Origin of the sequence: Skermanella aerolata KACC 11604, assembly GCF_000936425.1 — a bacterium.
GTDB lineage: Bacteria > Pseudomonadota > Alphaproteobacteria > Azospirillales > Azospirillaceae > Skermanella > Skermanella aerolata.
Genome location: NZ_AVFK01000001.1, coordinates 339,588 through 357,982 on the forward strand (window position 1 = coordinate 339,588; position 18,395 = coordinate 357,982).

The following is an 18,395-nucleotide window of genomic DNA, read 5'->3' on the forward strand; positions in this document are numbered from 1 at the left end:
TGGTGTCGCTGAAAAACTTAACTATCCGGCAGTTTTCTTATACCTTTCAATAATAAATACCTATCCAAAGGAGTAATATTTCAGTTTCTAATGAACTCCATCGTATCGAAGCGGAATACAATGGCGGGATTTTCATTAGATTTGTTATTGTTATGTGTGGCTAACTAGCAGATTTGGCAACGTTTTATTTAACGGAGACCGCTGTTAAGAGAGTGCCTCGAACAGGTCGCCTCGACCAACTTCGGAGCTCTCGATGGGTGTTTTCTCTGCAAGCGCGGGGAGCCAGCTTCTCGGTTTCTTCACCGGCCGCAGGCCGAACCGTGCCGCCTCGCCCAGGCCGGCGCGGGAAGAAAGCGACGCGTGTGCGGAGCGGACGATTGGCCCTTCGATCCCCGAGGACGGCTTCCGGGCGGTGTCGGAATTCGACGGCAAGATGCTGGAGGCGATGTTCACCGAAGCCGGGGGAGGTGGCGGTGCCGGTGCCGGTGGCGGCGGCGATGGCGGTCTGGAAATGGAGGACAACGCCAAGCGCCCCGGTGGGGAAGGTTCCCGCAACTGGGGAACCGATTACGGAGCCGCCGCTTCGGCTGTCGCCGCCCTGGATGTGCGAACCCTGACCACCCGAGCCGCGGCGGCAGTCGCAGTGGCGTCCGGCGACCTCGGCGCCGACGGCCTGTTCGATCAGGACAATGCCGACGGCTGGACGGAACTTCTGCAAAACGCGGGCGCTCCGCGCGAAAGCTTCGGTTTCGATGCCGGGTTTGCCGACGATGCCGAAGACGGCCGGATGACCGATCCCGAAAGTGGCGAAGGTTTCCCCAATCTGCGCGGTCGCGGGCACCTGCCCGATCTCAGCGAGGCGATCGGGGCGAGCGACGGCCTGAGGCAGCGGGTGGCCGATTTCATGTCTTCGGGCCAGGGTGGAGCGGACGCCGGCTTCCTGGTCACAGTGGAACGTGAGGTAACGGGAATCCTTTACGGCTGGGCTGGGATCGACGGAGTCGAAGGCGGCGCAGCCGACAGGGCACAGGCCAGCTTTCTGGACAGCTATTTCGGCAATGCTTCCGGCGTCGGGATCGCGAACGTCCTGCCGCCGGAAGAGATCTCCGGCCTGTTCGACGAGGTCCGCGATGCGGCGATGCTGAAACTGGCCGGGCAGGGGCCGGTAGCAGGCCTGTTCCGTGACTTGTCCTATGATGCGGACGCAGACCGCCTGACCGGCAGTGCAGCCATGGACCGGAACACGCTGACCGCAGCCGGCAGCAGCGCCGCCACCCTGGGGCCGGATGGCGAGGCCGGAGTCTGGCGGGCCTTGGCGGAGTTGACCCACAGCTTCGAAGCGGTGCTCGGATCATCCGGCGCATTGACGACGCTGTTCACGGACATCTGCGGCCGAGGGGCGGAACTGGCCGGCCGGGTAGGCGAAGGCATGCGCGTTTTCGGCATCGCCCCCGGCGGCCTGAAGGTCAAGTTGCCTGGGAGCGAAGACGCTGGCGAGGAGAGCGGGAGTACCGACGACGACGGCAGCGGGAGCGAAATGGAATCGACCGGCGCGGGAGAGGCCGACTCGGCACCGGACGGCCATGCCTCGGTCTTGAACCGGGATGCCTGCGACCCAAGCCAGGACTGGTCTGTCCTGCCAGGCGGTTCGGGCACTTCACAGGGATTCGGCGGCCTGTTCGGAGATTACCCGGCCGACCGCTCCCAGTCGTGGGCTGCCACAAGCGACGGCTTCCAGTGGCAGTCCGCCGCCTTGTTCCAGATCCCGTCGATCGCAGGGTTTTCCATCTTCGACAGCTTCGGCCAGCCGGAATTCCAGGCTGTATGAAGGTAGCGTGTTTTCAACCATTGATACAGGAATCGAGATCGAATCCGATCGATCGATAGAGTGATCGTTTAAGTCATTCGCTAATTAAGGTTCATTTAATAAACAAATGTGAGCATTTTGAAACGGAGGAATCAGAACTCCTGAACAATTAAAAATGGATCTGCCAGCCTATGGACACCATGCTGAGCGGTAAGTCGTTCCTCATCGGCGCGGTAGCGCAGGAAGCGGGAACGCTGGGGATCGAAATCGCCGACGTCGCGGGCAGCGTCGAGGATGTCAGTTCGCGCATGGCGAAGAAGACAGAGATCTTCGCCGGGCTGAGTGGCGCCGCCCACAGCGTGACGAGCAGCAGCAGCCATATCGTCACAGCCGCGAAGGCGGCGCGCTCGGTCGCCCATGGAGCGCTGACCGAAGTGGAGCAGTCGCGCGGCCGTCTCAAGACCTCGCTGACCGACATCGGCGCCCTGGTCGAAGGTGTCACCGGCATGGAAAGTCAGCTTGCCGGCCTGCGTGAAGCGCTGATCCGGATTGGCAAGGTCGCCCAGGAGATCAACGCGATCGCCAAGCAAACCAACCTGCTGGCATTGAACGCGACGATCGAGGCGGCACGGGCGGGCGAGGCTGGACGCGGATCCGCCGTGGTCGCCGGCGAGGTGAAGGCTCTGGCCAGCAAGACGGGCGAGGCCACCGCCGAGATCGACACGACCTTGCGGTTTCTCAACGAACAGGCACGCCTGCTGATTGCCGAGAGTGGCGAGAGCATGGTCAAGGCGAAGGCCGTCGGAGCAGGCACCCAGGCGCTGGGGTCCATGATCGACATGGTCGGCACCGCGATGGTCGAGGTCGACCGGGAAACCGGACGGATCGACGATGCCGCCATGGTGATCGGCGAGACGTCGCGGTCGTTCGAAGCCCGCATCGCCGACGTGACGGGCGACGTTCAGCTCTCCAGCAGCGACCTGAACTCCGCGCGCGACAGAGTCAACAAGCTGCTTGGGGTCAGCGAAAGGCTGATCGGGATCATCGCCGAACTCGATGTCGAGACGATCGATACTCCCTTCATCCGGCATGCGCAGAACGCCGCCAGCCGCATCTCGGCTCTCTTCGAGGATGCGATCCGCTCCGGGAGGCTGACCGAGGACGCGCTGTTCGACGAAGCCTACCAGCCCATCCCCGGCACCGATCCACAGCAGCTGCGATCGCGCTTCACCGATTTCACGGACGCGATGCTGCCACCGATACAGGAGGCCCTGCTGGAGTCCGACAAGCGGATGGTGTTCTGCGTGACGGTGGACCGGAACGGCTATCTGCCGACCCATAACAGGAAGTTTTCCAAGCCTCATGGCGCCGATGTCGCCTGGAACACGGCAAACGGGCGTAATCGGCGGATCTTCGACGACCGCGTCGGTCTGGCCGCCGGCCGCAATACGCGGCCATTCCTTTTGCAGACCTACCGCCGGGACATGGGGGGTGGACAGTACTGCCTGATGAAGGATGTTTCGGCGCCGATTACCGTCGGGGGCCGTCATTGGGGCGGCCTGAGGCTTGGCTATACGGCGTCGACTTCCTGATTCGCGGCGGATACGTCGTCAAACCAGGGGAATTATTGGCAACAAACGCGAACGAAATCCTGTTACCTTGGCAATGTGTCCTATAAAGCAGGGGTGAGGCTGCGAGTTTGCAGGAATATTCACTGATTTCTTGCAAATGACGGCCCTGTCCTTGCGAACTTGCATGGACGCCATCATGGTGCCGCCGGTTTTCGCACTACGGGGTTCGGCCGATGCAACAGATTAGATTATCGCTCTACCGCTGGCTGAAGTCCGTTATGGATGAGCGCGACTGGACGGCTTCCGCATGGGCCAGGCGCGCCGACGTCACGGCGACCAACCTGACGCGCTTTCTGAAGGACCCGGGCAACGCCAGCATGCCGAGCGCCGAAACGATCGGAAAACTGGCTTTCGCCGCCGGATCGGAACCGCGCTTCCTGTCGACCAATACGCAGCTTTCGCCCTCCTGCCGCGTGCCCGTACTCAGCCATGACCAGATCCTGAGGGTGATGGCCCTGTCGCGTGCAGCCGCACAGGACTATGTCAGCGCCGCGCTGAATGGCGGTGGACCAAGCGTCCTGCTGGACCATCCGACATCGCCCCGTGCCTTCGCTCTCCAGATCAACTCGCTGCACATGAATGCCGGCGGCTTGCTGCCGCGCGACCAGATCGTGATCGAGCCGGTTGATCAAGTGCCGCCCCGCAAGGGCGACATGGTGATCACGGTCGATGGAAACTCGATCTGCGCCTATCGCTACTACCATCCTCAACTGGTACCCATCAGCACCGATCCCGACTGCTGCCCCATGGTCGCCGAAGGCGCCGAGGTCGTCGGCGTCGCCATCCTCGTCGTCCGGCCGCTGCGCGCCGAGGCGGTCGTCTGATACTGGCATGAGGCGATAACCACCGGTTTTCCAGCCTGCGGCGACTCGGAAACTTGCCCGAGTCGGTTTCTCGATCTCGTTCCCATTTTGTTCTTGGTTAATTGCGATTTCGCAGTTAACATTGGGGAAACTATGCCCATATAGGGATGACGCTGATGCGAAGGTGCAGCGGCTCAGGGATCGACAGATGGCATTGTCCGAAGACCAGAAAGAGTTCCGGGCCGGGCGCATAGGGTCCAGCGACGCAGTCCGCATCATGGGCGGCGACTGGACGGCTCTATGGCTTGAGAAGACCGGCAAGGCGGCACCGCCTCGGCTGGACTTCGTTCCGGCAGTACAGATCGGCATTGCGACCGAACATCTCCACCCCCGCTTCTATACTTTTCGTACAGGAATAGGTGCCTATCCCGCCGATCACCGTACCTATGTGCATCCCAGGTTCGACCACATCGTCGCCAACCTGGACTTCATGACCTGGGAAACGCCTCCGCGCGACCCGATGGAGCCGCCCGACACCATTCTTGAGGCCAAGTTCCATTCCGGCTTCAAGACCGACGAGGATCTGGCGACCAAATATTACTGGCAGCTTCAGCACCAGATGATGGTGTCCGGCTACGCGCACTGCATCCTGTCCGTCCTGCGCCCCACCGGTTATTCCTGCTTGACGGTCGAGCGTAACGACTCGGACGCCGGGCTGTTGCTTGAAACGATCCAGGCGTTCTGGTGGCATATCGAGAACGATATCGAACCCGGTGACCCGTTGCCGGTGGAAGCGCCCGATATCGAGGAAATGACCGTTCTCGACATGTCCATGCATAACCGCTTCGTCACAGTCGGCGGCGTGCTGAGCGACAACCACGACCGGGTACAGGCGTACCGGGCGGCCGAGGCCGAGTTGAAGGCGATGATGCCGGCGGGTGCCCGCATTGCCTTCGTGCCGCCGTCCGACCCGGCGGCTCGCGGAATCGTCCTCAGCCGGTCGCGGGACGGCAAGCTGTCGCTGCGGCTCGGCGACCTGCCGCGCAAGTACCGGAACCGCTCGGAAACCTGGCTGCCTGAACCGGCTTCGGAGCCAGCTTACGACCTGCTGAACGACTGAGCTTTCTGACCTGATCGAGCCTTGGAGAACCGCAGCATGCCACGCTTTGCAAAGCCGGCCGAAGGGCCGGAAACCGAACACGCCCCGGCCGGCGGCCAAGTGCCCATGCGCGACGACGCCATGCGTGACAACCCCGTCCGCGATAACATGGAGTTCTGGAACGCGCTGAAGCGGACCGACCCCAAGGCGACCAAGCCGTTCCAGCGGGCCGGCGGCTTCCGCGGCACCCAGATCGATCCGGCTTGGCGTCTCCAGATGATGACCGAAGTGTTCGGTCCGGTCGGCAAGGGATGGGGCTACGAACAGCTGGAGTGGACGATCGCCGAGCGCATGGTCTTCATCTGCTGCCGCGTCTGGTACGTCGATCCGCAGAGCGGCGAGAAGCATTTCACCGGGCCGCAATGGGGCGGCACCGAGATGGTCCGCCGCAACCGCGACGGTACCGAGCGTCCCGACGACGAATGCTTCAAGATGTCGATGACCGACGCCATCGGCAAATGCATGCTCCAGGTCGGCTTGGCCGCCGACATCTATTTGGGCCAGTTCGACGACAGCAAGTACCGCGAGGAATCGGAAGTCTTCTACACGGTCAAGAGCAACCCGGACCTTCAGCCCCCGGCGGTCGAGAAGTTCGAGGCCGACCTGAAGGAGAAGCTGGACGCCATAGCCGATCTGGACGCGCTGGACGACTTGTGGCGCAGCGGCATCAACGCCCGGATCCGGGAAATCGGCTCGGTCGACAAGGCGGCGCAGAACCGCATGATTTCCGCTTTTTCGCAGAAGAAGAACGAGATCCTGAAACGCCACGAGAACGACCAGCAGGCGGCCTGACGCCGCCTGCCGCCGGTCAGGAGAATTCCCGATGTATCAGCGCTTCATAGCCGTCGGCCGCCTTGGCCGCGATCCGGAAATCAGCATCACGGCCGGCGGCAGCCGCATGGCGAGCTTCAGTCTTGCGACCAGCGAAGTCGCCAAGGGCGAGGAACGCGCGGAGTGGCACCGTGTCGTCGTCTGGGACGAGCGGTTGGTCGACGTGATCGAACGCCGTGCCCGCAAGGGTACCCTGGTAGCGCTGGAAGGTCAGATCCGGACCCGCCGCTGGAGCGGCAGGGACGGCAAGGACAACCACTCGACCGAGGTCGTGCTGGACCGTTTCACCAGCCGTTTCCAGGTCCTGTCGGGCGCCCGCCCGCATGAGGAACCCGTGGACGGCGTCGAGACCAACCAGCCGGTATTCGACAAGAGATTCGCCTTCGATGAACTGCCGTTTTGATGGGTGCGATATCGCATTTTTCGGCGGAGTCACCATCTTGATATCATTGCATAAATGCAGCTCCGCGCCCGGAGGAAGCCTCACTGGAGGACCCCTCGCATGACCATGACCGACAACGCCGACATCGGCGAAATCTACCGCTCCCCCAGTGGTCTGCTGACGCGCACCGCCTGGGAAGACGAACTGGAAAGCTCCTTCGACCAGATGCCGCGCTGGTATCGGTCTGCCGCTGAACGTGACCGCCGGTTCGCCCGCTGGGTTCACGCCGAAGCGAAAGGGCTTGCCTGCCACCTGGACCGTCTGGTCCGGCCCGATACCAAGCCGGCGCTCGCCCGCCATCTGCGTGCCGTCAGTCAAGCGCTCTGGGACGACGCCGACTGGGCGCGCCACCGCATCGACGGCAGCATGGACGAGGCCGCATGATGAGAAAGACATCCGAGATGACGCTGGAACAGCTTCAGAAGCGCCTGCGCGAGGCGCATGCCCGCATCGGCTTCGAAGGCCGCTTCGCTTTCACTATCGATCAATCCGCGGCGCTGAGTGCCGGCAACGGACACGGCGGTTGCTACGTCACCCATTGGTTTCGCCCGACGCCCTATGCCTTCGAGGACTGCAAGGCGGTAGGCGCCGGTTCCGTCGCCGACTGCATCGCGGCACTCGACCGCTATGTCGCCTCGTTCCCAAAGGCCATGACCAACGAGGAAGTCGGCATGACCCTGGGAGTCGTTCCCCGGCACGAGGAACGTTACGAGGTCGCCGCCGAATGAGGATTGGCCTCTTCCGCCTTGGAAGAGGGTAGGTCGATCGTGAGCCTGCTGCTTCGAAGTCTACGGCCGCCAAGACGTGCCGGCTACAGACCTTCGTAGCGCGAGGCATACTTGCCGACATAACCCTTCATGCAGGCGCGGTGGAACCGTTGCGACTGCGTTTCCCAGTCGTCACCGGGCCTGACCCAGCTAACATAGGTGGTGCCGGTCCTGTGATCGGTCCGTAGATATCGTCCGATGCCCTTGTCGCCCGTGACCCACTGGCCCGGCTGTAGCCGCAGGGCTCCTTCCGACATCAGCATGGATATCTGCGACGTGAGCTGGATGGTTGGAAGATACCGCATGATCGTTTCTCCGCAGCGAGGTCCGAAACCCCGGAACAGACATGCCGCAGGCCGGCGCGAGCCGCACATCCGATAGGACGGCGGCGGGGCTTTGGAGCCTTGAAGGCAGCATTACGGGGACAGGTTATATGTGGTGTTTTTGGCACATCTTTCAAGACGTTCCATTGTTCTTGGTTGGAACAAATCATGAACGTATAATCTATTTCTGGACCTTCCATGGTCCTCATTGCGCTCAATCCTGGAAAAGATGATGGCAACGACGAAAAACCGCCCTTCCGACACTGTGTCGATGCGTGTCGAGCACGCCCTCAATCTTACCCGCGGCCGGCTGAAGCTGTGGCTGGTCTTCGAAGACGATGCCGCCGTGGCGGAAGCGCGCATCCTGATCCAGCAAAAGAAGGCTCGGCATCTGCTGGCGCTTTCCCGCAACGACCTCGAGCGCCGTCACGAGAAGGCGGTGCGTGAGATCATGGAGCGCTATGCCGGCATCACTCAGCCCGCCGCCGCTCCGCCGGAGCCGGCAGCCGCCGTATTACCACAAGTCAAGCTTCCGCAAGCCAAGTTGCCGGAAGTAAAGCCCGTTCCTCGCCGCCGTGCCAAATCCCGGCAACATGCCGAAGCTCTTTCCGGTTAGGATGCAATGACAGCGGTGGCAACAGCAGCGGTTCAGCCGAGGGTGGGACCAGGGACCAAATCGACTGCGCCCGCAGCGCCCGACCGGGAAGTACTGGCGGGTCTGGTCGAACGGGTGACCTTTCACAATGCGGAGAACGGGTTCTGTGTCCTCCGCATCAAGGCGCGTGGCCATCGCGACCTGATCACCGTCGTCGGCCACGCCGCGTCGATCTCGGCGGGGGAGTTCGTCCAGGCGACGGGCTCTTGGAACAACGACCGCACCCACGGCCTCCAGTTCAAGGCCGGCTTCCTGCGCACGACGATGCCGACCACGGCGGAGGGCATCGAGAAGTATCTCGGCTCCGGCATGATCCGGGGGATCGGCCCGGTTTATGCCAAGAAGCTGGTCAAGGCCTTCGGCACGGATGTCTTCGACGTGATCGAGCGGGAGGCGGACCGGCTGCGCGAGGTCCCGGGCATTGGCCCCGTCCGCGTCAAGCGGATCATCTCCGGTTGGGCGGACCAGAAGGTGATCCGGGAAATCATGCTGTTCCTGCACTCCCACGGCGTCGGCACGTCGCGCTCCGTCCGCATCTTCAAGACCTACGGCGCCGATGCGATCCAGCTCATCTCCGAGAACCCCTACCGGCTGGCGCGCGACATCCGGGGCATCGGCTTCATCACCGCCGATGCCGTCGCTGCCCGCCTCGGTATCGAGAAGACCGCGATGGTGCGGGCACGCGCCGGTATCGCCTATGCCCTGGCCGAAGCGATGGACGAGGGGCACTGCGGCTTTCCGCGCGACGAGTTGGTGACCTTGGCCGAAAAGCTTCTGGAAATTCCCCAGGCGCTGATCGAGGACGCGATAGCGCTCGAACTGGCCGACGGGACCGTGGTCGCCGACCGGCTGGATGGGCGCGACGCGGTCTTCCTGAGCGGTCTCTACCGGTCCGAACAGAACATCGCCATGCGCCTGCTCGATCTGGCGGCGGGAACTCCGCCCTGGGGCGGCATCGATGCCGACGCCGCTATCCCGTGGGTCGAGGGCCGTACCGGCCTGACCCTGGCGGAAAGCCAGCGCACCGCCGTCCGGCTGGCGGTCTCGTCCAAGCTCCTGGTGATCACCGGCGGTCCGGGTGTGGGCAAGACGACGCTGGTCAATTCCATCCTGAAGATACTGGCGGTCAAGGGCCTGAAGTTGGCGCTGGCGGCTCCGACCGGTCGGGCCGCCAAGCGCCTGACCGAAAGCACTGGCCTGGAAGCCAGGACGATCCACCGCCTGCTCGAGGTCGATCCCGCCCATGGCGGCTTCAAGCGGAACGAGATGCAGCCGCTGGAATGCGACCTGCTGGTGATTGACGAGACGTCGATGGTCGACGTGCCCCTGATGAATGCTCTGCTCCGCGCCGTGCCCAGCCAGTCGGCGGTCCTGCTGGTCGGCGACGTCGATCAGCTGCCATCCGTGGGTCCCGGACAGGTGCTTGCCGACGTCATCAATTCCGGGGCGCTGCCGGTGGTGCGGTTGACGGAGGTGTTCAGGCAGGCAGCGGAGAGCCGGATCATCGTCAATGCTCACCGCGTCAACCAGGGCCTGATGCCGGAACCGCCACCGGCCGGCGATGGCCTGACCGATTTCTACTTCGTCGATGCCGCCGATCCCGAGGATGGCGTGCGGAAGCTGATCCACATGGTCCGCGACCGCATCCCCCGCCGGTTCGGCCTTGACCCGGTGCGCGATATCCAGATCCTGTGCCCGATGAACCGGGGCGGTATGGGCGCCCGCTCGCTCAACATCGAACTCCAGAAAGTCCTCAACCCGCCGCGCGATCCCCGGATCGAGCGATTCGGCTGGACGTTCTGCGAGGGCGACAAGGTCATGCAGATCGAGAACGACTACGACAAGGAAGTCTACAACGGCGACCTCGGCGTGGTCAGCAAGATCGACGCCGAGGACAATTCGCTGCTGATCGAGTTCGACGGGCGCGAAGTCGCCTACGACGCGGGCGAACTGGATCAGGTCGTGCTGGCCTATGCCACCACGATCCACAAGTCGCAGGGATCGGAATATCCCGCCGTCGTCCTGCCGCTGACGATGCAGCATTATACGATGCTTCAGCGCAACCTCGTCTATACCGGGATCACGCGCGGCAAGCGCCTCGTCGTCATCGTGGGACAGCGCAAGGCCATGGCGATGGCCGTCAAGGGGAACCAGAGCAGGCGGCGCTGGTCGAAGCTGGGGGACTGGCTGACTTCAGCTAATCATTGACAATGACCCGGCGGCTTGCTTCCAATCCGCCCGGCTGTGAAACGTACCTCAAAATCCAGGGTTGGCCGGTTGAAGAAGCGCCGCGAGACCAACCAGCTAGACCTCTTCGCGCAAAGGCAGGGGACGATTCCGCCTGTCGAGCCGTCGTCCGTGGCGTCGTCCGGACCGTCACCCGAGCCCTCGGCCGCGGAAGGCGTTCCCCTGCGCCCGATCGGCGAGTGGCCGACCGACCACTTGCTGGACGCTCTCAACCTCCACCTCTACGCCGAACCGCCGGACGACCCGCCGCTGGTCGCCTCCATCGTCGAACTGGGGGAGCGCGGCGAACCGCGTGCCGTACCGCTCCTGATCCGCACGTGCCGGCGCTTCGCCGGGTTCGACGCTCGACAGCCGGCGGCGGAGGTCGCGGCGGCGTTGGACGCGCTGGCGAAGATCGGCCCAGCGTCGGCAGCGGTGCCCCTGATCGACCTGATCCGACGGGGGCTGTTCAGCCCGGCTTCCACCGTGGCGGCTCTGGACTGCTTCGGCAAACTGCGCTGCCGCCAGGGCGCCGACCTGATACCGGCAGGTCTCGGCCATGAAGCGCCGATCGTGCGGCAGGCGGCCTGCGCCCTGGCGGCTTCGCTCCATCGGCGCGAGGATACCAAATTGCTGGAGCCCCTGCTGTCGGACCTGGACCGGGGTGTCGCCAAGTCGGCCCGTCTGGCGCTGGGAGCGCTAGGATACAAGCCGGCGCGGGAACCGCTCGAGGAACTGCTGGACCGGGCCACCCCGATCGACATTCCCCTGGTGGCCCAGGCTCTGATCGCGGTGGCCGACGACGACACTCCGGTCAAGCTGGCCCGTGCCGCCGAGCGCTGCGACGAGGAGGGGCGTTGCGCCATCGTCGCGGCACTGGGCGCCATGGAGACGCCGAACGCCGTCGCTCAGCTTATCCGGCTGAGCAGGGACGGCCGCCCCGTCGTTCGCCTCGCCGTGATCGAAGCCCTTGGGCGCCACGAGGACGACCGGATCGTCCCGGCACTGGGGGCCTTGACCCGGGATTCCGACGCCGAGGTGATCGAAGCGGCCGAAGCGGCTCTCAAAAGCTTCGATGCGTCGCCGGAATGGTAAGCAAATACAGAAAAAATCCGCCGGGTCTCGAAGACCCGGCGAGTTGAACAGGGAGGCTTCGCGTCTGGGAGACGCCGGATAAATGGAACGGCCCTACGGACCGACCAAGTAGTGAGCACCGCCGGGCGATACCCACACTTTTACGATACCCTCATTCTTGCATCGCACAACGCTACTTTAGGTCACCAATACTTTGGTTCAGTATGCCCATGTGCTTCATTGGCAACTATCAAGCCGTTGCCAACCGGCGCGCACCCGTCCTGAGCCTGCGCTCCATCGATGTTCCCAGTGGATCGTTCCAGGGATCGGAAGGCGCGTTCCGCCTGCTGCGCCGGTCCGGGAGTACCGCCGCGTCGGCGCTGAGAAGGGGCAGCACGCGGAGAGATCCGCAGTTCTGCCGGATCGTACGCCGTTCGATCAGCATGCGTGTCTCCGCAACGAGCGACGGCGCCACTGTTACCGGTCCACCGGGCTCGTCCACGGCAACCACAGCAATTCGGGGTGCGTTGCGTTGTGGTCCGCGCGGCATCGATGCCTTCGTTCCCGGCTTCCGATCAGCGAAGAAGACGTGCCCGTCGATCCGGTGGCTGACCGCCATCGCCGTCGTCCAGACTGGCATCCGCCTCAGTCGCTTTGGCGCCACGTAGTGGGTGGCACCCTGGCTGTAATCCGGTGCCAAGCCGGTCAGCGAGAGCACGGCGACTTCCGCCGCCCTGTGCCACGCATCCCGATCCTTGATCTCGGCCGGTTGTGACATCGGTCGGGTATTGGTCCAGGAAAACTGCTTTTTCTGATATACGACTCCGCAGATCCCCTCGGACCATCGCTTGTCGCGCACCCTGTTCAGGGTGACGGCGGCAACGGCGTACTGGCCTCGCGGCCCTTCGCCACGCGCCTCGAAGTAGATGTTTCGCGCCATGCACAAGGTATCCTGCCGGTCCAGACCTGCCGCTTCCGGATGCCACGAAGCCACTGCGGAAATCATCTGGATCACGGTCAGCAGCGGAGTCCATTCGGGGGTGAGCATGGAACGGGCATCCTGTCGGGTTTTGTCCGGGGAACTGCGGGTACCGGTCGGTGCCGCATCGGCATTTTCCAGAACAACGCCCGGACATGCTTGTTCCGGTCGCTCAAGGTATGGCGGACTGTCCGATCGGGCAGGCGGACTGCCCTAAATTGCGGGATTTCGTTGCCGGTTGATTATTCCAGGAGCTAAGATAAATTTTCCATAAGTCACAACGTGTCACAACAGCCGGACGCTGGAGGTCACGATGAAAACCAACAAAAGTCGCAACACCGATGGGCTCCCGCCGGTCTATTTGATGGCCGGAGCGGTTACCGCTATTTTGGTATGCGCGCTGCTTTCTATCGGCTTGGGGTGAAGACTCAGCTCCGATCGTCGGGCACTCCGACCGGTCACCGCTGAATCGTCACAGGCACCCCAACGGACACGCCGGATGCTGCGGCACTCTGCCGGACAGCGCCTTGAGTCCTGCCTTCGTCGTAGCATCGGAGGGAGTAATAGGCCGGTGGAAGTAAACGCTGGCGCGTGGACCTATCCGAAAAAGCGGTTAAAAAGCCGTTAAACAAATGTTGACCACAACAAAGGCAGCAAGCATTATGCGCTCAAGAGAGGTACACACCCCTCGTAATGAGCGGGTTCAAATGCCTCCAACGGCCTGAAAACGCACTTTCTTGCGGATTCAAGGCTCGCAGATGAAGAACCAATGCGCTGAATTGAGGGATTTCGAGATGACCGAACAAGACACTATTCTGATCGAGCCTAATCGTTTGTTCCGTGAAGGCATCAAACACCTGCTGGCAGGTAGCCCCTTTCGTCTAAGCAGCGAATATGCCTCCATCGACGACGCCGTGGCGGCCGATGTGCAGTCCTGCAAGCTTGTGATCGTCGATTATCCGGCCGATGCCGACGAAACCCTGGCAGCCTTGCGCGCCGGTTTCCCGCATTCCCGGATCGTCGTCCTGGCCTCGGAACTGTCGGCCGACCGGCTCAAGGCCGCCATGGGCGCCGGTGCCGACGGCTACCTGCTGAAGGATGTTTCGCCGGAAGCGCTGATCCAGTCGCTCCAGCTCGTCGTGATCGGCGAGAAGGTGTTCCCGACCAACCTCGCGGCGCTGCTGCTGTCCCAGATCTCCGCCCCCGCTCCCCAGGGCTCCTGGCGCGGCCTGTCTGCCCGTGAACGCGAGATCCTCCAGCACCTCGTGATGGGCGCCAGCAACAAGCTGATCGCCAACCGCCTCGGTATAACCGAAGCGACGGTCAAGGTTCATCTCAAGACCCTGCTGCGGAAGATCGACGTCAACAACCGTACCCAGGCCGCGATCTGGGCCATGAACAACGGCATCATCCCCGAGCAGTCGATGAACGGCGACATGCCCGCCACCCGACGCCTGCAGGCTGTCTCCGCCTGATATTGCGGTTTCTTCGGTACGGGTCGGGCGTCGCATCCGCGGCGCCGTCCGGCCCGCCGAGTTGAATGCTTCCCAAAAATAAATTTTACATTCTCTCTATAAGATTGCCGGAACTACCTATTTAGTATGATAAGGCTGCGCATCCGGATTGTTCCGGATCTCCCCATACGACGTACCGGGGTTCGATGCGCATGCTTTTCTCCGACTGGCCGGTTCGCCTGGCTCAGGTTCTACGGATTGCCGTCTTCATTGTTATTCTCGGCTGCTTGCCCGCAACTGTTTCGGCGCAGGCGCCGTCATCCGATTTCAAGGCCATGCTCGCCGGCTGGCAGACCGCCCTCGACAAGATCGCGGGGCGGCTGAGCCGGGGCAGCCTCGACGATGCCGAATATGAGGAACTGCGCGCCGGATTGGCTTCCGTGTCGGAAGAGGCGCGCCGGGTTTCGGCAGGAACCTCCGATGAACTCCGCGACAACCAGCAACTCGCCGATGCCCTGGGGAGTGCTCCGGTCGACGGTGCGCCGCCGGAGTCTCCGGCTGTCGCCGCCGACCGGACACGCCTGACCAGGATCATCGCTGAACTCGACGGGCATCGCCGTCAGGCCGAGTTGATGGCCACCAAGGCGGACATGCTGACCGAGTCGGCCTCCGACAAGCGGATGCGGCAGTTCACCGAAGCGCTGATGCTCCGGAGCGTCTTGCCGCTCGCTCCGGAAACCTGGGCCGGCTTGCCGGCCCAGGTCGAGTTCCTTCGCGACCGGGTCGCCCGTGCCTTCGACGCCGCGATGGCGAAGCAGGCATGGCGGGAGCACACGATCGAGCTGACCGGCGCCTTCTTCCTTGCCGTCGGCGTCGCTTGGCCGCTGCGCAGGCGGCTGAGGGCCCGGCTCGGCCACGGCGTTACACCGGCTGCACCCCCCACCCGCCGCCAGCGCATCATGGCGATGGCGGCCGAGGCCGCCGGCCGCTGCCTGCTGACCGTCCTGCCGGTGCTGGGCGTGACCATGGCGGTCCTGGCGACACTCGGCAGCGACGGCAAGACGGCACCCCTCCATGCCTTTACGATCGCGGCGTCCGGCGGTATCTCGATCTATCTGTTCTTTTCGGGACTGGGCAACGCCGTCCTGGCGCCGAACCGACCGGACTGGCGGCTGCACGGGATCGATCCCGCGTCGGCCTGCCGCCTGACTTGGCGGATCACCCTGTTCGCGTTGGGCAGTGCTGTCGCGGGCGCTTCCATCGCGCTTCAGAGCAGGCTGCTGTCGCCTCCCGAACTTCAGTCGGTGACAGGTTTCGCGGCATTGTTCCTGGCCACCGCTACCATCCTGCCGCTTCTTCCGGGCAAGTTGTGGCGCACCTTGCCGATCGAGCGGGAGACATCGACGGAAAGCGCCATCAGCGACGCGTCGGCAATGCCCAGCGCCGCGTCGCCTGGCGCTTTTCGCGTGTCCTGGATCGACCTCCGCTATCTGGCCGGTGCGGCATCTCTCATAGCCCTCGGAGCTTCGCTGGCCGGCTATCGCAACTTCTCGATCTATGTCGCTCAGCTCTCGCTCGCGACGGTCGCGGCTGCCGGCATCCTGCTGCTGATCCGCGGAGTCGCCCGCGAACTGCTGAGCATGGCGATGGACTGCGAGGAAGGGCTGGCCGCCGAAGTCCGCCTGCTGCTGGTGCGGTCCCGGAAAGGCGTGGAAGCCGCAAGCTGGATCGGGCGCGTCCTGATCGATGCGCTATTGATCGCGGCTGGCGGAGCCCTGCTGCTGCCTTTGAGCGGCATCGACTGGGCTGAGCTTCAGGGAATGTTCGCGGCCTTCATGCATGGCGTGACGGTCGGCGGTGTCCGGCTGGCGCCTGCCGACATGATGGCGGCATCCCTGCTGTTCTCGCTGGCTGTCATGGTAACGCGCTACATCCAGCGGATGCTGGATGTCAGGGTGCTTCAGCGGCTCCAGATCGACCTTGGGGTCCAGAACTCGATTCGGACCGGGGTCGGGTATTTCGGTTTCATCATGGCGATGCTGGTCGCGATCGGCGCCCTCGGCCTCGATCTCTCCAACCTCGCCCTGGTAGCGGGTGCGTTATCCGTCGGTATCGGCTTCGGTCTTCAGAACGTCGTCAGCAACTTCGCCGCTGGGCTGATCCTGCTGGTCGAGCGGCCGATCAAGGTCGGGGACTGGGTGATCGTCGGCGACAGGGAAGGCGTGGTGAAGCGGATCAGCGTCCGCGCCACCGAGCTCCAAACGTTCCAGCGGGCGTCGGTAATCATTCCGAACTCGGAACTGGTGTCCAAGGCAGTGCTCAACTGGACCTTCAAGGACAAGTTCGGACGAGTCGACATCAAGGTAGGCGTCAAGGCGGGCTCCGACCTGAAGCTGGTGCGCGAAACCCTGCTGTCCTGCGCCAACGCCCACCGTCAGGTCGCAAGTTCCCCCAGCGCCTTCGTCGTCTTCCAGGACTTCAACGGCAGCACGATGAACTTCGAACTCCGCTGCTTCGTCCGCGATGTGGACTTCTACCTGGCGACGGCCAGCGACCTGCGATTCGCTATCGTCGAGGCGTTCCAGAGCAAGGGGATCGGGATCGCCTGAAACGAAGCGTACAAAAACACTCGTCCGTGAAGAACTCGGCTGCCATCCCGTCCATTACACCGAATTCATCGGCCCGTAATGCGGATCTCACGTCGATTGCCCTACTTTGGCCATACCGCTCATGTCTTATGCACCGACGGCCGGCCGTATCCGATGCGGCAGGCCGCCCGATTAAACAAGGACTGGTCTGCCATGTACGCTTCCGAGCCATTCTTCAACTTCGAGCCGCGGCATCCGGTTGTTCCGGGCTGGTTCCGGAAGCTTGTGGTGCCGGTCCTGCTGCTTCTGGCACTGCCGCTTTCGCTTATGCTGCTGGCTCTGATGCTTGGCCTGACGGCGGTCCGTTCGGTCCTGAGCCTGTTCGTCCGGCGTCCGGTACCGGTGCGCCCGCAGCCGCAGCGCGCCGCAGACGGCGCTCAGATCCTGAACGACGTCGACTATGTCGTCCTGGACGACGAGAAGCGTTAGGCGGAGTGCCGATCCGGCGGCGGGACCACCCCGCCGCCGAGTCGGCCATTCCTGGTGCAAGCGTCCTCAGAGCGCGTCGGCGATGGCCTTGCCCAGTTGCTCCGTCGTAGCGTTTCCACCCATGTCGGGGGTCAGGAGTTCCGGCTGGGTAAGGACCTTCTCTATCGCCCGGACGATGACCTGTCCGGCGTCCTTGTGGCCTAGATGGTCCAGCATCATGGCACCTGACCAGATCTGGCCGATCGGGTTCGCGATGCCCTTGCCGGCGATATCGGGTGCCGAGCCGTGGACCGGCTCGAACATCGACGGGAAATCGCGTTCCGGATTGATGTTGGCCGAGGGCGCTATCCCGATGGTTCCGGTCACCGCCGGCCCCAGGTCCGACAGGATGTCGCCGAACAGGTTGCTGCCGACCACCACGTCGAAGCGCGACGGGTTGCGCACGAAATGCGCCGTCAGGATGTCGATGTGATACTGGTCGGTCCTGACTTCCGGATAAGCCTCGCTCATCGCCTTCACCCGCTCGTCCCAGAACGGCATCGTGTGGATGATGCCGTTCGACTTGGTCGCCGAAGTCAGGTGCTTCTTCGGCCGTGACTGCGCCAGATCGTAGGCGTAGCGCAGTATCCGGTCCACGCCGCGCCGGGTGAACACATTCTCCTGGATAGCCATCTCGTTATCGGTGCCGGGATAGAGACGCCCGCCGATCTCCGAATATTCTCCCTCGTTGTTTTCCCGCACGATCCAGAAGTCGATATCCGGCCGTCCGGCGAGCGGGCAGGGGACGCCTTCGAACAGTCGCACCGGCCGCAGGTTCACGTATTGCTGGAAGTTCCGCCTGATCGGGATCAGAAGCTCCCACAGGGAGACGTGGTCCGGCACCGTGGGCCAGCCCACGGCGCCCAGATAGATCGCGTCGTGTCCCTTGATCCCGTCGAGGCCGTCCTTCGGCATCATGCTGCCGGCGCTGTGATACCGGTCGCAGCTCCAGTCCAGGTGATCCCACGTAAACTCGATGCCGAAACGTGCGGCGACGGCATCGACCACCCGTATCCCTTCCGGCATCACTTCCTTGCCGATACCGTCACCCGGGATGACGGCAATCCTGTACTTCGCCATTTGCTGGCTCCCTCCTTTTTTGTCGCGACATATGAACGCGCTGGCCCA

The 18,395-nt window shown here is 63.3% G+C and carries 17 protein-coding genes; 14 read left to right on the forward strand and 3 right to left on the reverse strand.

The window, feature by feature from the left end; translation table 11 throughout:
• The first annotated feature begins 253 nt into the window (after window positions 1–253).
• The 8 genes from N826_RS01510 (at window position 254) to N826_RS01545 (ending at window position 7,401) form a co-directional block, all read left to right on the forward strand.
• Window positions 254–1,828: a hypothetical protein gene (locus N826_RS01510; protein WP_044425541.1), complete on the forward strand. Its 1,575-nt coding sequence runs from the start codon at window positions 254–256 to the stop codon at window positions 1,826–1,828.
• A gap of 170 nt (window positions 1,829–1,998) precedes the next feature.
• On the forward strand, window positions 1,999–3,399 hold the full coding sequence (locus N826_RS01515) for a methyl-accepting chemotaxis protein (protein WP_044425542.1): 1,401 nt from the start codon (window positions 1,999–2,001) through the stop codon (window positions 3,397–3,399).
• A gap of 212 nt (window positions 3,400–3,611) precedes the next feature.
• Window positions 3,612–4,262: a helix-turn-helix domain-containing protein gene (locus tag N826_RS01520; protein WP_044425543.1), complete on the forward strand. Its 651-nt coding sequence runs from the start codon at window positions 3,612–3,614 to the stop codon at window positions 4,260–4,262.
• Between the two features lie 187 nt (window positions 4,263–4,449).
• Window positions 4,450–5,361 carry a YqaJ viral recombinase family protein gene (locus N826_RS01525; protein WP_084720404.1) on the forward strand — a complete coding sequence of 304 codons (912 nt, stop codon included), beginning with the start codon at window positions 4,450–4,452 and terminating at the stop codon, window positions 5,359–5,361.
• 36 nt (window positions 5,362–5,397) lie between these two features.
• Window positions 5,398–6,192, forward strand: a complete 795-nt coding sequence (locus N826_RS01530; protein ID WP_244619393.1) for a hypothetical protein — start codon at window positions 5,398–5,400, stop codon at window positions 6,190–6,192.
• A gap of 31 nt (window positions 6,193–6,223) precedes the next feature.
• Complete coding sequence (ssb, locus tag N826_RS01535; RefSeq protein WP_052830743.1) at window positions 6,224–6,634, forward strand: single-stranded DNA-binding protein; 411 nt, start codon at window positions 6,224–6,226, stop codon at window positions 6,632–6,634.
• Window positions 6,635–6,733: 99 nt separating this feature from the next.
• On the forward strand, window positions 6,734–7,057 hold the full coding sequence (locus N826_RS01540) for a hypothetical protein (RefSeq protein WP_244619392.1): 324 nt from the start codon (window positions 6,734–6,736) through the stop codon (window positions 7,055–7,057).
• Complete coding sequence (locus tag N826_RS01545; protein ID WP_244619391.1) at window positions 7,054–7,401, forward strand: hypothetical protein; 348 nt, start codon at window positions 7,054–7,056, stop codon at window positions 7,399–7,401. Before N826_RS01540 ends, N826_RS01545 begins: the two co-directional genes overlap by 4 nt.
• An 83-nt stretch (window positions 7,402–7,484) precedes the next feature.
• Here N826_RS01545 and N826_RS01550 read toward each other — a convergent pair whose 3' ends face one another.
• A complete protein-coding gene (locus tag N826_RS01550) occupies window positions 7,485–7,745 on the reverse strand; it encodes a hypothetical protein (protein WP_044425544.1) in 261 nt (86 codons plus the stop codon).
• Between the two features lie 250 nt (window positions 7,746–7,995).
• Here N826_RS01550 and N826_RS01555 point away from each other — a divergent pair, with 250 nt between their 5' ends.
• The 3 genes from N826_RS01555 (at window position 7,996) to N826_RS01565 (ending at window position 11,739) form a co-directional block, all read left to right on the forward strand.
• Window positions 7,996–8,379, forward strand: coding sequence for a hypothetical protein (locus N826_RS01555; RefSeq protein ID WP_044425545.1), 384 nt, complete (start codon window positions 7,996–7,998; stop codon window positions 8,377–8,379).
• A 15-nt stretch (window positions 8,380–8,394) separates the two neighbouring features.
• The gene (recD2, locus tag N826_RS01560) at window positions 8,395–10,626 is read left to right on the forward strand and encodes an SF1B family DNA helicase RecD2 (RefSeq protein WP_425600595.1); all 2,232 of its coding nucleotides are present in this window, start codon (window positions 8,395–8,397) and stop codon (window positions 10,624–10,626) included.
• A 69-nt stretch (window positions 10,627–10,695) separates the two neighbouring features.
• A complete protein-coding gene (locus N826_RS01565) occupies window positions 10,696–11,739 on the forward strand; it encodes a HEAT repeat domain-containing protein (RefSeq protein ID WP_044425546.1) in 1,044 nt (347 codons plus the stop codon).
• 229 nt (window positions 11,740–11,968) lie between these two features.
• Here the strand turns inward: N826_RS01565 and N826_RS39575 are convergent, their stop codons facing one another.
• Window positions 11,969–12,766 (reverse strand): cell wall hydrolase, encoded by a 798-nt coding sequence (locus N826_RS39575; RefSeq protein ID WP_052830744.1) that lies wholly within the window; start codon window positions 12,764–12,766, stop codon window positions 11,969–11,971.
• Window positions 12,767–13,491: 725 nt separating this feature from the next.
• Between N826_RS39575 and N826_RS01575 the strand changes: the two genes are divergently transcribed.
• The 3 genes from N826_RS01575 (at window position 13,492) to N826_RS01585 (ending at window position 17,228) form a co-directional block, all read left to right on the forward strand.
• Window positions 13,492–14,172, forward strand: coding sequence for a LuxR C-terminal-related transcriptional regulator (locus N826_RS01575; RefSeq protein ID WP_044425856.1), 681 nt, complete (start codon window positions 13,492–13,494; stop codon window positions 14,170–14,172).
• A 191-nt stretch (window positions 14,173–14,363) separates the two neighbouring features.
• On the forward strand, window positions 14,364–16,760 hold the full coding sequence (locus N826_RS01580) for a mechanosensitive ion channel domain-containing protein (protein WP_169789272.1): 2,397 nt from the start codon (window positions 14,364–14,366) through the stop codon (window positions 16,758–16,760).
• Between the two features lie 192 nt (window positions 16,761–16,952).
• Entirely contained in the window at window positions 16,953–17,228 is a 276-nt protein-coding gene (locus tag N826_RS01585; RefSeq protein ID WP_044425548.1) for a hypothetical protein, read from the forward strand.
• Between the two features lie 66 nt (window positions 17,229–17,294).
• On the opposite strand, the gene N826_RS01590 is transcribed toward N826_RS01585, so the two are convergent.
• The gene (locus N826_RS01590) at window positions 17,295–18,347 is read right to left on the reverse strand and encodes a tartrate dehydrogenase (protein ID WP_044425549.1); all 1,053 of its coding nucleotides are present in this window, start codon (window positions 18,345–18,347) and stop codon (window positions 17,295–17,297) included.
• Window positions 18,348–18,395: the final 48 nt, after the last annotated feature.